Origin of the sequence: Streptomyces sp. NPDC003023, assembly GCF_042888225.1 — a bacterium.
Lineage (GTDB): Bacteria > Actinomycetota > Actinomycetes > Streptomycetales > Streptomycetaceae > Streptomyces.
Genome location: NZ_JBIAPL010000004.1, coordinates 52,479 through 66,394 on the forward strand (window position 1 = coordinate 52,479; position 13,916 = coordinate 66,394).

Annotated in this window: 14 protein-coding genes; 11 read left to right on the forward strand and 3 right to left on the reverse strand. The window is 69.2% G+C overall.

Annotated elements, in window-relative coordinates; all coding sequences use genetic code 11:
* The first annotated feature begins 522 nt into the window (after positions 1–522).
* Together ACFYV1_RS15330 and ACFYV1_RS15335 are read left to right on the forward strand one after the other, a co-directional pair.
* On the forward strand, positions 523–1,239 hold the full coding sequence (locus ACFYV1_RS15330) for an XRE family transcriptional regulator (protein ID WP_389395954.1): 717 nt from the start codon (positions 523–525) through the stop codon (positions 1,237–1,239).
* Positions 1,240–1,241: 2 nt separating this feature from the next.
* Positions 1,242–1,715, forward strand: a complete 474-nt coding sequence (locus tag ACFYV1_RS15335; protein ID WP_389395955.1) for an NUDIX domain-containing protein — start codon at positions 1,242–1,244, stop codon at positions 1,713–1,715.
* Here the strand turns inward: ACFYV1_RS15335 and ACFYV1_RS15340 are convergent.
* Together ACFYV1_RS15340 and ACFYV1_RS15345 are read right to left on the reverse strand one after the other, a co-directional pair.
* Positions 1,703–2,275, reverse strand: a complete 573-nt coding sequence (locus ACFYV1_RS15340; RefSeq protein ID WP_389395956.1) for an HD domain-containing protein — start codon at positions 2,273–2,275, stop codon at positions 1,703–1,705. The genes ACFYV1_RS15335 and ACFYV1_RS15340 overlap by 13 nt on opposite strands.
* On the reverse strand, positions 2,272–2,739 hold the full coding sequence (locus ACFYV1_RS15345; RefSeq protein WP_389395957.1) for a GntR family transcriptional regulator: 468 nt from the start codon (positions 2,737–2,739) through the stop codon (positions 2,272–2,274). Before ACFYV1_RS15345 ends, ACFYV1_RS15340 begins: the two co-directional genes overlap by 4 nt.
* A gap of 577 nt (positions 2,740–3,316) precedes the next feature.
* On the opposite strand from ACFYV1_RS15345, the gene ACFYV1_RS15350 reads away from it, so the two are divergent.
* The 6 genes from ACFYV1_RS15350 to ACFYV1_RS15375 all read left to right on the forward strand — a co-directional run bounded on the left by ACFYV1_RS15350 (position 3,317) and on the right by ACFYV1_RS15375 (position 9,361).
* Positions 3,317–5,548: an FhaA domain-containing protein gene (locus tag ACFYV1_RS15350; RefSeq protein WP_389395958.1), complete on the forward strand. Its 2,232-nt coding sequence runs from the start codon at positions 3,317–3,319 to the stop codon at positions 5,546–5,548.
* A gap of 377 nt (positions 5,549–5,925) precedes the next feature.
* On the forward strand, positions 5,926–6,090 hold the full coding sequence (locus ACFYV1_RS15355; RefSeq protein ID WP_389395959.1) for a hypothetical protein: 165 nt from the start codon (positions 5,926–5,928) through the stop codon (positions 6,088–6,090).
* 28 nt (positions 6,091–6,118) lie between these two features.
* Complete coding sequence (locus ACFYV1_RS15360; protein ID WP_389395960.1) at positions 6,119–6,412, forward strand: Dabb family protein; 294 nt, start codon at positions 6,119–6,121, stop codon at positions 6,410–6,412.
* 177 nt (positions 6,413–6,589) lie between these two features.
* Entirely contained in the window at positions 6,590–7,432 is an 843-nt protein-coding gene (locus tag ACFYV1_RS15365) for an RNA polymerase sigma factor SigF (protein ID WP_389395961.1), read from the forward strand.
* 234 nt (positions 7,433–7,666) lie between these two features.
* Complete coding sequence (locus tag ACFYV1_RS15370) at positions 7,667–8,530, forward strand: RNA polymerase sigma factor SigF (RefSeq protein WP_389395962.1); 864 nt, start codon at positions 7,667–7,669, stop codon at positions 8,528–8,530.
* Positions 8,531–8,581: 51 nt separating this feature from the next.
* Positions 8,582–9,361 (forward strand): hypothetical protein, encoded by a 780-nt coding sequence (locus ACFYV1_RS15375; RefSeq protein WP_389395963.1) that lies wholly within the window; start codon positions 8,582–8,584, stop codon positions 9,359–9,361.
* 55 nt (positions 9,362–9,416) lie between these two features.
* Here ACFYV1_RS15375 and ACFYV1_RS15380 read toward each other — a convergent pair whose 3' ends face one another.
* Positions 9,417–9,644 (reverse strand): hypothetical protein, encoded by a 228-nt coding sequence (locus tag ACFYV1_RS15380; RefSeq protein WP_389395964.1) that lies wholly within the window; start codon positions 9,642–9,644, stop codon positions 9,417–9,419.
* A gap of 201 nt (positions 9,645–9,845) precedes the next feature.
* On the opposite strand from ACFYV1_RS15380, the gene ACFYV1_RS15385 reads away from it, so the two are divergent.
* From ACFYV1_RS15385 to ACFYV1_RS15395, 3 genes are all read left to right on the forward strand, one after another.
* Complete coding sequence (locus ACFYV1_RS15385; RefSeq protein ID WP_389395965.1) at positions 9,846–10,310, forward strand: MarR family winged helix-turn-helix transcriptional regulator; 465 nt, start codon at positions 9,846–9,848, stop codon at positions 10,308–10,310.
* A gap of 8 nt (positions 10,311–10,318) precedes the next feature.
* The gene (locus tag ACFYV1_RS15390) at positions 10,319–12,787 is read left to right on the forward strand and encodes an MFS transporter (protein WP_389395966.1); all 2,469 of its coding nucleotides are present in this window, start codon (positions 10,319–10,321) and stop codon (positions 12,785–12,787) included.
* 306 nt (positions 12,788–13,093) lie between these two features.
* The gene (locus ACFYV1_RS15395) at positions 13,094–13,906 is read left to right on the forward strand and encodes a YceI family protein (protein ID WP_389396430.1); all 813 of its coding nucleotides are present in this window, start codon (positions 13,094–13,096) and stop codon (positions 13,904–13,906) included.
* The last annotated feature ends 10 nt before the right edge of the window (positions 13,907–13,916 follow it).

The window sequence follows — 13,916 nt, forward strand, 5'->3', positions numbered from 1 at the left end:
GCGCACCGGGTGGCACACCAGGGCTGACCTCCAGTGATGGAGGGATGATCCCCAGGGCGTTTCTCCAGAGCCGGTACGCAGCGAAGTGGCCGCCGGCGGCCGTCACCCGGGCCGCTACGGGGACGGGGACTCTCACCCCGTCGACTTGGCACGCTGTTCAGTTCTCAAGGAACGACCAGCTCAGGGCCCCCGTGGAAGCGAGCTATCCCGAACCGGCACCGCGATGAGCAGCCCTAAGAGGGCCCCTCAGATGTCACTGAGAACCGCGATCAAGCCGAAGCCCGATGCAGTACCTCTATTACAGGTACTGCATCGAGATCCGTCAAGCCCGCTGACGGACTCAGCGGTTCTCGCGCCGGGATTTCTTGGCGCACCATCAGAATCAGTGCAGGTGGGGGGCGTTGTTCACCCCGTGCGTGGACACCTAGGGGCGATCTCGTTACTGTCAGGAAGTCCCTAGACGTCCCATCGGGGGTGGAGATGTCCAACGAACGCTTAAGGTCGGCCCTCTTGGCTCAGGGCATGACCGTTCACGACCTGGCTGAAGCGATCGAGGTGAACCCGAAGACCGTCGAACGCTGGATCACTCAGGGGAAGGTGCCGTATCGGCGGCACCAGTACGCGACGGCGTCACTGCTCAAGGTCGACGTGACGACACTGTGGGAGGACTCCCGCACAGTCGAAAGCTCCTCCGACCTGAGCAAAGCCGAAATCGTCACGGTCTACCCGCACCGGCACATGGTGCCCGCCGGCCTGTGGCGCGAGATCTATGGACGAGCCCAGTCGCACATAGACGTTCTCGTGTACTCAGGGCTTTGGCTGTCGGAAGACCCGTTGTTTCATGACCTGCTCAAGGCGAAGGTGCAGGCGAACGCTCAAGTTCGCGTCCTGCTCGGAGACCCTGACTGTGCAGCGGTCAAGCAACGCGGCATAGATGAGGGTCACCAGATCATGGACGGCAAGATTCGCAATGCGCTCATGAACTACCGTCCGCTGTTTGCCAGTCATCCGGACATCGGCTTCCGGCTCCATGACGCGACGCTCTACAACTCACTGTTCCGAGCAGATGACGAGATGCTGGTGAACACTCACGTCTACGGCATCGGGGCCTTCATGGCGCCAGTCCTGCATCTTCGGCGCTTGCCGGGCGGCGGCCTCTTCGACACCTACGCGAATAGCATCGAGCAGACCTGGGGAGGCGCGCGCCAGGTGACGGAACACGACCTCACGGGAGCTTGAGCATGGGACGCATTGACTACCTGCATGACCCCGACGCACCGCCGGCCAACTCTGTCGTGCCGTCCGTCGTCGCTTTCGTACAGAACGACGCGGGCGAGGTGCTGGTGATCCAGCGGTCCGACAACGGCCGGTGGGCCCTCCCTGGCGGCGGACACGACGTGGGTGAGTCCATCAGTGACACAGTCGTGCGCGAGGTGTGGGAAGAGACCGGAATCAAGGCCGAAGTCGTCGACATGTCCGGGATCTACACGGACCCCGGACATGTGATGTTGTACGACGACGGCGAAGCCCGGCAGCAGTTCAGTATCTGCTTCCGGGCCCGACCGGTCGGGGGTGACGTCCGGACGAGCAACGAGACGACGCAGGTCCGCTGGATCACCCCAGCGGACCTGACAGAACTCGACATCCACCCGACGATGCGTTTGCGCATCGAGCACGCCATGGACCGGACTCGCACCACCCCCTACATCGGTTGAGCCTTCGCGGCGGCAACCCGCTCCAGCACGCGGGCGGTGCTGGCCAGGATCTCCGGTTCGGCGCGGCGGATGAACATGCCAATCAGGCTGTCCGGCCCGTACCGCCCGGCGATCTCGTTCACGCGGTCCACCGGGTTAGTGGGGGTCCCGTCCGGCGTGGTGTTCATGTCGCAGTAGCAGAGCGCGTCCCCAAGATGCGGGCGCTCGCGGGGAAACTCGCTCTCCAGCTCGTCGCGCAGTCCACGCGCCTCCGCTTCCATCCATGCGCAGGAGTGGTGGGCCACCAGCCGGATCACCCGCACGTCCGCGTCGGTGTTGTCCCGCAGGTACCGGGCCCCGTCCATGGGGTGAAAGCCGGTCTTGGCCAGGTCCGGCGCGTACCCGATGTCATGGAGGATCGCCGCAGCCTCCAAGAGATCAGCGTCCGCCCCGAGAATCCGGGCGATGGTCCGCGCTCGCTCTGCCACTCCGAGCGAGTGCCGCCATCGACGCGGCAGGGGGTCGGCTAGTAGCGACTCAGCAAGGGGGTACGCCCATTCGGTCAGTCCCGATGCGCTCATAGCTTGGGACCCTCCTCATTGTTCGGCACTGCCAGTACAGTGCGCTGCTTTCCTTGCCGCGACTCCGAGAGAAGCCCCGCGGCTTCGAGCTTGCTCAGCGCCTTGGCCACGGTCGGCCGCGAGACACCGAATCGGGTGGCGAGTGCCGAGGTGCTGGGGAATGGCTGCCCAATGGCGATGCCGTCCGCCACAATCACGTCGGCGAGCTGCTCGGCCAATGGCCGGCGCTCGATGCTCTGCCCCTTTTTGATCACGCGCCACCGGCCGCCGGGGACAGGCTCTGCCAATCCCTCTTCCTTGAGCACGTTGAAGGCCCGGAGCGCCACACCACGCGAGACCCCGAACCGCTTCATGAGCGTCGCCAGAGTCGGCAGCTCTGACATCTCAGGCTCTGCCTCGATCTCAGCCTTTACGGCATCCGCGATCTTCACAAAGGTCCCCCGAGGGCTGGTCTGCTGCGACACTCGCTCTCCCTCTCCCTCTCCGTCTGCCGGCGTCTTCGGTCAAGACTCCCACGGCCCTCCATGCAGGCGACAGCACGAGCAGGGGGCCGCGAGCGGCCCGTCCCCTCCGTCTCAGTTTCCGTCTCAGTTCACCTCCGTACGTCGGCGTTCATCGCCGTTCACGCGTCACGAGCGCCCCGGTCGGGGGAACCGTGGTGAACGGTGGCGAACGCCGGAAATCAGCCTCTGACCAGCAGGAACAGACCTCGAAAGCGAGTGTGGGGAAACTCACCGAGGGTTCAAATCCCTCCGCTACCGCTCGTAGAGGAAGGGGCGGTCCCGATCGGGACCGCCCCTTCCTCGTCTTCCGCCACGGTTTCCGTCCGGCCTCCTCCAGGTGGTCCGTCGACCGGCCGGGCGATGTCCGCCGCCGCCGTCACCGGCCCGGAGACCTGCGGCGGACGGCCGCTACGACCGATCCGGTGAAATGCCGCGACACACCACAGTCAATCACTCCGTGTGGCTATATACGTACTATCCGTAAATACGCTCACCCGTCCGCCTGCTTCGCTGCGGATGGGCACCCCGGAGGCTGTCAGTGGGAACGCTGAGCAAGCTCGAACAGCGCTTCGAGGCTCTGGTCAACGGCGCCTTCGCCAAAGTATTCAAGTCAGCGGTGCAGCCCCTGGAGTTCGCGGGGGCGCTCCGGCGCGAGTGCGACATCAACGCCAGGATCTGGAACCGGGACTGCACGATCGTGCCCAACGGCTTCGTCGTCGAGCTCAGTCCGTGCGATCACGAACTGAACAGCGCCTGCCTGGTCATGCTCGGCGAGGACCTGGTGCAGAAGGTGCGCGAGTACGCCGAGGAGCAGCACTACTCGTTCGTGGGTCCACTGAAGGTCCAGTTGCAGCGGGCCGAGAACCTGAGAGCCGGGCAGTACCGGGTGCGCAGCCGGCTCGAGGTCCCTCCCGAGATCCAGCAGGCCCTCGAAGCCGCCCAGCGCCACCGCGACACCCGCTCGGCACCGACCGGACGCGTCCGTGGTGGTGCCCGGGCGTCGCGGCGGAACCCGTATGGCGCGCGCCAGGAGAAGCAGGTCCTGACCGTGGATCAGTTCCTCTCCATCGGTCTGGCGTTCGACGACCAGGGCATGCTGGTCCGCGCCGAGCCGTGCGACGCTCCCGGCGCGCCCGTGCCGCTGCGCACCGTCGCCCCCGTGGCGGACCGCACGGGGACTGCCGCCCCCCGCCTGTCCGGGCGCGAGACGCGAGCCCTGCCCGCCGGATCCGGCATGCGCCCCGCCCTCGGCCCCGCCGGGGACCGACCGTTCACCACCCTCGTTCCGTCCGGCGGCTTCTCCCACTCGGGAGCCTCGGGTCATCGGTCCGGCAGGCGGACCGGACAACGGCTGACGGACGACCACCACCGTCACCACGACGACTCCGTGCCCGACGGACCCTCCAGGTCATCGAAAGGATTGAAAGACGTGACGAACGATCGTGACATCCGTGGCGGCGATGCCGCCCCCGAAGTGGACAGGGAGTACGCCGACGGACGCGGCCACGCACCGCCCGAGGGGCAGACGGAGAGCGGGCCTCGCGCCACCGCGACGCCGGAGCCCCCGGCCGGCGCACGAACGGCCCCTGAAACCGTGCGCCACGACCGCAGGACGGAGAACCCCGCCCCGATGCACGCGGGGAACGGCCCGGGCCCGGCGCCGTCGGCTCCGTACGCCGGGGCGGCGCAGATGTCACCGATCGCCGGGGGCCCGCCGATGCCCTCCCGTCTTCCGGTACCGCACACCCCGGCGGCCTGGCCCCCGCCGGACCGGATGGGCCACCACGGGGCCCTGGGGCACAGCTCGGCCGTCGAACTGTCCTCCGACCGTCTGCTGCGCAACCCGCAGGGCCGCCGCGGTCTCAGCCGGCTGCGCATCGGCGGCAAGGCCGCCGAACGCGAGCGTCAGCAGAAGCTCGCCATCCTCCGGACGCCGGTGATGGAGTGCTACAAGATCGCGGTCATCAGCCTCAAGGGCGGGGTCGGCAAGACGACCACCACGACCGCCCTGGGCGCGACTCTCGCCGCCCAGCGTCAGGACCGGGTCGTCGCGATCGACGCCAACCCCGACGCGGGCACGCTGAGCCGCCGCGTGCGCCGGGAGACCGGCGCGACCATCCGCGACCTGGTGGCAGAGATCCCGAACATCAACAACTACATGGCCGTGCGCCGCTTCACGTCGCAGTCCCCGAGCGGTCTCGAGATCCTCGCCAACGAGGTGGATCCCGCGCTGTCCACCGCGTTCAACGACGAGGACTACCGGCAGGTCGTTGGCTGCCTGGGACAGCACTATCCGATCATCCTGACCGATTCCGGCACCGGCCTGCTGCACAGCGCGATGCGCGGCGTCCTGGACGTCGCCGACCAGCTGATCGTCGTAGCCACGCCCAGCGTCGACGGCGCGACCAGCGCGAGCACCACACTGGACTGGCTCAACGCGCACCATTACGAGGACCTGGTCAACCGCAGCATCACCGTGGTCTCGGAGGCACGCCGGAAGAGCAAGGCCGTGAAGGTGAACGACCTCGTGGACCACTTCCGCGCGCGCTGCCGGGGCGTGGTCGTGGTTCCGTTCGACGAGCACCTCGCCGCGGGGGCGGAGGTCGACCTGGCACAGATGAAGGCACGCACCCGCAGCGCCTACTTCGACCTGGCCACGATGGTGGCCGCCGACTTCCCGCGCGCCCAGCCGGAGGCCGTCGGCTGGGCCGCCTACCCGCACTCCGGATACAACGCGGCCAGCTTGTTCTCCGCCCCCGCGTGGGGATGACCCGGCGCCGGATACGGGCGCGCGGCGAGCCGCCCACCGCGGACATGCCGAGCCGCCGCCCTGGACCTGTCGGTGGTGAACGGACGGCGATACGGAAAAGCCCCGGCCTCGAGGACGAGGCCGGGGCTTCTGCGTCCCCGGGGAGCCGGCCACCGGGGACACCACCACCCGGAGCGAGGGCGGGTTCCCGGGCCCCTCCGGCTCCTGCTCCGCCGATGGGCCCGCCCCCGCCCGCACCTCTGTCGGCGCCGCGGAAAGGTTCGCAAGGGACGGGATTCCCGGCCGCTGGTCCATGCTGATCCTGTCCGCACACCCTCGGCTAGACTCACGCGACGCTTGGCAGGGCAGCAAAGGGACAGCAGGGGAGACAGGGGCCGATGGCGCAAGCCAAGAAGATAGCCGTGTACATCGTCGTCGTCTTCATCCTGTGGACGATCATCGCGTCCCCCAAGCGGGCGGCCGATCTCGTGGGGGTAGGGTTCGAGGGCATTTCGAGCGCCGCGATGAGCGTCGGAGAGTTCATGACCGAGCTCGTCAACTAGGCCCTTCGGGCCGAGCAGGGAGGGCCCCTTGATCCGCCATCTTGTCCTTTTCAAGCTCAACGAGGGCGTCCGGCGCGACGAGCCGCGTGTCGTCGCCGGGGCGAAGGCGTTCCAGGAACTGGACGGGACCGTTCCCGAACTGGAGTTCTGGGAGTGCGCGTGGAACATCACGGACCGGCCCATCGCCTACGACTTCGCCATCAACTCGGCCGTCGCCGACAAGGACGCGCTGAAGCGCTACATCGAGCACCCCGCGCACCAGGCGGCCGCCGGGCAGTGGCGTGAGTTCGCCACCTGGGTGATCGCCGACTACGAGTTCTGACGGTCCGCGCCCGCTGCCCCCCACCCTTCAGGGCGGGGGGCTTTTCGGTTTTCCATCCCAACGCGACGTCAACACGGTGTCACCAGGTGCTTGCACACAGTGGGCATGTCTTGTGATGCTATGACCGCTTTTGACGGATGAGTTGACCGCAAATGACCGCAAAGGGGTGGCTTGACCGTGTCGGCCAGTACTGCGCCTCAGGTGCCACCTCAGAACGAGAGGCAGGACGACACCGCCCCCGCCGGGAAGCCCGCGCGGCGCGGCGCCGACACCCGGGCACTGACCCAGGTGCTGTTCGGCCGCCTCAAAGGGCTGGAGACCGGCACCATCGAGCACTCCCGGGTGCGGGCCGCGCTCATCGAGGCCAACCTCCCGCTGGTGCGGTACGCCGCCGCACGCTTCCGCAGTCGCAACGAGCCGATGGAGGACGTCGTCCAGGTCGGCACGATCGGTCTGATCAACGCCATCGACCGGTTCGATCCCGACCGCGGCGTACAGTTCCCGACCTTCGCGATGCCCACCGTGGTCGGCGAGATCAAGCGGTACTTCCGCGACAACGTGCGGACCGTGCACGTGCCGCGCCGCCTCCACGAGCTCTGGGTCCAGGTGAACGGCGCGACCGAGGACCTGACCACGGCCCACGGCCGGTCCCCCACGACGGCCGAGATCGCCCAGCGGCTGAAGATCGGCGAGGACGAGGTGCTCGCCTGCATCGAGGCGGGCCGCTCGTACCACGCGACCTCGCTCGAGGCCGCACAGGAGGGCGACGGCATGCCGGGACTGCTGGACCGGCTCGGTTACGAGGACCCGGCGCTGGCCGGCGTCGAACACCGGGACCTGGTGCGCCATCTCCTCGTACAGCTGCCCGAGCGCGAGCAGCGGATCCTGATGCTCCGTTACTACAGCAACCTGACACAGTCCCAGATCAGTCAGGAGCTCGGGGTCTCCCAGATGCATGTGTCGCGACTGCTGGCGAGAAGTTTCGCTCGACTCAGGTCCGCAAACAGGATCGAAGCGTAGCTCGAACGGGTAGACCACTCCCGAGCCACTGACGCAGGATCAAAAGCCTTACACTCCCTGTTTCCTGGGCATTTTTGCGCGATACTTGTCGACATGTCACTACAGCGCGTTGCCGACATGTGACATTCTGCTGGAACCGCGTTTGCCGCAGCCTCGCCGCCGGTATTCAGGTGGAGGCTGCGTTCCTCAGACGGTCGCGGCCACCGCGACCGTCCGCGACCTCAAGGGGGTGGCATGTCCGTAGAACAGGGCAGCTCGAAGGTGCTCACTCGCGCGCCGAGCGCACCCGCACCTGTCGAGTCCGAGTCCGGCAGCTCGGAAGCCATCGACACCCGCACTCTCTCCCGCTCCCTGTTCCTGCGGCTGCGCGCCCTGGACTGCGAGGGCGCGGCCGACGACAGCCCGGAGCGCACCTACGTGCGCGACACCCTCATCGAGCTCAACCTCCCCCTCGTGCGGTACGCCGCGGCGCGGTTCCGCAGCCGCAACGAACCGATGGAGGACATCGTCCAGGTCGGCACGATCGGTCTGATCAAGGCGATCGACCGCTTCGACTGCGAACGCGGCGTGGAGTTCCCGACGTTCGCGATGCCGACCGTCGTGGGGGAGATCAAGCGCTTCTTCCGCGACACCTCCTGGTCGGTGCGGGTTCCGCGCCGGCTCCAGGAGCTGCGCCTGGCCCTCACCAGGGCCAGCGACGAGCTTGCGCAGAAGCTCGACCGTTCCCCCACCGTCCCCGAACTGGCGGCGGTGCTCGGGGTGTCGGAGGAGGACGTGGTCGACGGCCTCGCCGTGGGCAACGCCTACACCGCCTCTTCGCTCGACTCGCCCTCGCCCGAGGACGACGGTGGCGAGGGTTCCCTCGCGGACCGGCTCGGCTACGAGGACTCGGCGCTGGAGGGCGTCGAGTACCGCGAGTCCCTCAAGCCCCTGCTCGCCAAACTCCCGCCCCGTGAGCGGCAGATCATCATGCTCCGGTTCTTCGCCAACATGACCCAGTCGCAGATCGGCGAGGAGGTCGGCATCTCCCAGATGCACGTCTCGCGTCTGCTGACCCGCACGCTCGCACAGCTGCGGGAAGGGCTGATCGCGGACTGAGGGTACGCGACGAGGGTTCCAACCTGACGGGCCGTCAGTCACACTGGCGCGATGCGACGACGGACCGGTCCAGGGATCGTGGTGTCAGCGCTCTGCCTCTGCGGGGCGCTGATCTCGTGCGGCGGCAGCGGCGAAGGCGACGTGGCACTCGGCGCCGCCGGATCCGGCCCCGACAGCGCGCCCACGGCCGCCGTACCCCCCAAGGGCAGGGTCTCGCTCACTCCACTGGACGGTTACGAGGACGGGCGCGCGGGCGAGGAGCCCGCCGACTCGGGCAGCGGGGCGCCTCACAGAGGCACGGAGGGCTCCGGCCGCACCCCCGGACCCGAGGACGGCAGCAGGCCGCCTCTCGGCGGTACGAGTGGCACCGGCGGCGGTACGAGCGGCACGAAGCCGCCCACGAACGGCGGGCCACAGGGAACTCCGGGCCCCGACGGAGCACCGGCCACACCCGGCGCGCCACAGCCGTCCCCCACCCCAACTCCGCCCGCGCCGACGCGCGGCCCGTCACCGGGGCCGACAGGCCCCGCGGTGCTCCGGCTCGCCGAGCCGGTCCGCGAGGCCCTGGAAAAGCGGTGGTGCGAGCGGGTGACCGTGGAGTTCCGCAACATCGGCGGCACAGCCGCCACCTCCGGCACGGTCACCTTCGCGACGCACGTCATCGGCGCGCTGGGCATCGACTGGGCCACCGTCGAGTCACGGCAGCCGCTGCCGGCCCCGATCGAGCCCGGGGCGGCGAGGAAACAGGCGTACACGGTCTGTGTCGACGCCTGGCGGGTGCCGCTGGGCATGCACATCGAGACCCAGGACGTCACCGCGACCTGGAGGTGACCGCTGGCGGACGGGGTCAGCCGAGCGCGAGCCAGGCGACCGCTGGCGGACGGGGTCAGCCGAGCGCGAGCCAGGCGACCGCGCCCAGCACGACCACCGCTGCGATCACGCCGAGGATCAGGCCGACGCGCGACGAGGAAGAGGAGGAGGCCGCGGGTGTCGCGGCAGCGCGGCCCTGCGGCGCGCCTTCGTCGACGAAGGCCCGGAACATCTGGGTGCTGCCCGCCGGGTCGTAGTTGCCCTCGGGGCCCTGGCCTTGGGGAGCATGGGGGTTGTGTGCCATGGCCCAGGACCCTAGCGAACGGCCGTGCCCGGCCCAACCCCGGGCGGGCCGCCGAAGGCCCTCGGAGAGCAGCTGACCGGCCCATGACTCCGCACATGCAAAGCCTTTTGGGTTCCTTTACCCATTCAGGGCCGTTTTCGTTTGCCTGCAGCAACCAACGGCTTCTATCGTTGCCCTAAGCAACAAATTCTGGGAGGGGCCTTGGCCGAGCGGAGTCAGTACGAGGAGCTGGCCCGGCAGATCAGCGCCGTAGCCGCCGTCAAGCGCAGTCTCGCGCGCGTGCTGCCCGCCGAGTGCCCCTCGGGCTCCGCCGCCGTTCTGGCTCTCGTCGACCGGCACGGGGAGATGCGGATGGGACGCCTCGCCGAGCTGCTCGCCGTCGACATGTCGGTGACCAGCCGGCATGTGGCCCATGCCGTGGAGCGTGGCTGGATCGAACGGTCGCCCGACCCGGACGACCGGCGCTCCCGCATCCTGCGGCTCACTCCTGCGGGCGGGGACCTGCTCGAAGATCTCGGCCGCCGGACCACGGACATGTTCGCCCACCACCTCGAGGACTGGTCCGACGACGAAGTCGGACAGCTGAACGCGATGCTGGCCCGCCTCCGAAATTCCATCGGGGACTGCCGGGCCCACGCCACCCGTACACCCGCACAAGACACGTAAGGAAGTTCATGGCTACGACCACACCAAGCGGTGTGCGGGGCGGCCACGCCAGGCACGGAGGCGGATCCGCCTCCGACAGTGGTGCGCCGATGACCCACCGGCAGATCATGGAGGCGTTGTCCGGGCTGCTGCTCGGCATGTTCGTCGCGATCCTGTCGTCGACGATCGTCTCCAACGCCCTGCCGGAAATCATCAGCGACCTCGGTGGCGGCCAGAGCGCCTACACCTGGGTCGTGACCGCTTCGCTGCTGGCGATGACGGCGACCACCCCGCTCTGGGGCAAACTCTCGGACCTCTTCTCCAAGAAGCTGCTGGTCCAGATATCGCTGCTCATCTACGTACTGGGTTCGGTGGTCGCCGGGCTCTCGCAGAACTCGGGCATGCTGATCGCCTGCCGGGTGATCCAGGGCATCGGCGTCGGCGGCCTGTCCGCCCTCGCGCAGATCGTGATGGCCGCGATGATCGCCCCGCGCGAGCGCGGCCGCTACAGCGGCTACCTCGGTGCCGTCTTCGCTGTCGCAACCGTCGGCGGCCCGCTGCTCGGCGGCGTCATCACCGACACCGACTGGCTGGGCTGGCGCTGGTGCTTCTACGTCGGCGTGCCGTTCGCGCTCGTCGCCCTGTTCGTGCTCCAGAAGACCCTCAAGCTGCCGGTGGTCAAGCGTGAGGTCAAGGTCGACTGGTCCGGCGCGTTCTTCATCAGCGCCGCCGTCTCGCTGCTGCTGGTCTGGGTGACCTTCGCCGGCGACAAGTACGACTGGATGTCGTGGCAGACCGGCGCCATGGTCGGCGGTTCCGTCGTCCTCGGCCTGCTCTTCCTCCTGGTGGAGTCGAAGGCGAGCGAACCGATCATCCCGCTGCGGCTGTTCCGCAACCGCACGATCACGCTGGCGTCGCTGGCGTCGCTCTTCGTCGGTGTCGCCATGTTCGCGGGCACCGTGTTCTTCAGCCAGTACTTCCAGCTGGCACGGGACGAGTCGCCGACCATGTCCGGTGTGCTGACCATCCCGATGATCGGCGGCCTGTTCGTCTCTTCGACCGTCTCCGGTCAGATCATCACCAAGACGGGCCGCTGGAAGGCCTGGCTGGTGGCCGGCGGCGCCCTGGTGACGGCCGGCCTCGGTCTGCTGGGCACCATCCGCTACGACACCGAGTACTGGCACATCGCCGTCTTCATGGCCGTCATGGGCCTCGGACTCGGCATGATGATGCAGAACCTGGTGCTCTGCACCCAGAACCAGGTCGCCCCCGCCGACCTCGGCGCGGCCAGTTCCGTCGTCACCTTCTTCCGGTCCCTCGGCGGCGCGATCGGCGTCTCGGCGCTCGGGGCGGTCATGGCCAACCGGGTCACCGGCTACGTCAAGGACGGACTCACCGAGCTCGGCCCGCAGGGCGCGGCGCTCGGACACGGCGGTACGGGCGGTGGCAGCATCCCCGACCTCGACACCCTGCCCGGCCCGATCCGCACGGTGATGGAGACGGCCTACGGCCACGGAGTCGCCGACATCTTCCTGTACTCGGCTCCTTTCGCGCTGGTCGCGCTGCTCGTGACGCTCTTCATCAAGGAGGTCGCGCTGAAGGGAAGTTCACCCGACGACAAGGCCGCCGCGGTGACCGACGCGCCCGAGGCCGTCGCCGCCGCCGGGGCCCCCGCCCCGGCACAGGCCGTCGACACCGAGCCGGTCACCACGGCCGCCCCGGCCGCCTCCGCCGGTGTCGCGGTGCACGGTGTGGTGCGCGGAGCCGAGGGCGCCGCGGTGCCCGGGGCAGCGGTCACGCTGATCTCGCCGGCCGGCCGGCAGCTCGGGCGCTCCGTCGCCCGGGGCGACGGCGGCTACACGCTGGACGCACCGGGCGCCGGGTCGTACGTGCTGATCGCCTCGGCCGACGGCTGCCAGCCGCAGGCCTCCACAGTGGTCGTGCAGGACGAGCCGCTCACGTACGACCTCCTGCTCGCCGGTACGAGCGGACTGACGGGAGTCGTGAGGGCCGCCGACGGGGGCGACCCGGTCGAGGGCGCGATGGTCGTCGTCGCGGACGTGCGCGGCGACGTACTGGCCACCGGGACGAGCACGGAGCAAGGTGTGTTCGCCTTCACCGAGCTCGTGCCCGGCGCGGTGACCGTCGCCGTCAACGCCGTCGGCTACCGGCCGCTCGCACTGCCAGTCGACATCGGCGGCCAGGGCGAGACGCGGATCGAGGCGGTGCTGCGGTCCGGTGCCGTGGTCCGGGGTGCCGTCCACGGTGGCGCCGACGGACGGCCGCTGGCCGACGCCCGGGTGACCCTCGTGGACGCCGCCGGGAACGTGGTGGCCACCGCGACCACCGGAGACGACGGGGCGTACGCCTTCGCCGACCTCGACGCCGGCGAGTACACGGTCATCGCGACCGGCTACCCGCCGGTGGCGGGCCGGTTGACCGTGGCCGGCCACGGCGTCGAAGGCCACGACATCGAACTCGCCCACCCGGGCGAGTAGCGGACCCCGGAGCCGGGCGGCTCGTTCTCGGCGGAGACGAGCCGCCCGCCCGGCGGAGACGGGCCCCGGTGACGGGGCGGCAGGCAGGGGACGGCCGGTCGCCCTGCCCCGGGGCCCGAACACTTGCTGCACCGGCACCTCTCGCACTCGCACTGCTCGCACTTCTTGCGCTTCTTGCGCTTCTTGCGCTTCTTGCGCTTCTGGCACTTCTTGCGCTTCTTGCGCTTCTTGCGCTTCTGGCACTTCTGGCGGCGACCACTTCCCGCGGCCCGTCACGGGCGGGGAAGGGAAACGGGATCGATGGACATGGGACTTCGCGCACAGGTACGGACCCGCGACGGCTGGGCGGTCCAGCACGCGGTCGTGACCGTGACGGACATGACCGGCACTCAGGTGCTGCGGGCACAGGCCGACTCCGACGGCGCCGTGAACGACCCGGCCGCCCTGCCCGCCGGGCCGTACACGGTGATCGTGACGGCGCTCGGCTACGCGCCGGTCGCCTCGACCGCGCTGGTCACGGCGAGCGGACGCGCCGACGTGGGCACGGTGGTCCTTGCCCGGCAGGGCGGGGTGGAGCTGCCGCCGCCGGGCGCCTGGTCGCTGGACCCGGCGCACTCGTCGGTGGGCGCCACCGCCCAGCACCTCGGCATCTCCAGCGTGCGCGGACGGTTCACGGAATTCGGCGGACGGATCGAGATCGCCGAGGACGTGGAACGCTCGCGGGTCGACGCGGTGATCTCGGCCGCCTCCATCGACACCGCCAACGGGCTGCGGGACAAGCACCTGAGGTCACCGGACTTCCTGGACACCGAGCGGTTCCCGGAGATCACGTACGCCTCGACCGCACTGATTCCGGCCGGCCCCGACCGCTGGACCGTACGCGGTGAGCTGTCGCTGCACGGTGTCGTGCGCGAGGCCGACCTGGATCTGCGCTACCTGGGCACCGGACACGACCCGTGGGGCGGGGTGCGGGCCGCGTTCCGTGCCACGACGGAACTGCACCGCGAGGACTTCGCGATGAACTACAACCAGGTGGTGCAGGCCGGCATCTCCGCCATCGGGACGACGCTGAAGGTGGAGCTGGAGATCCAGGCCGTGCAGGGCACAGAGCTGCCGTAGGGTGCCCGGC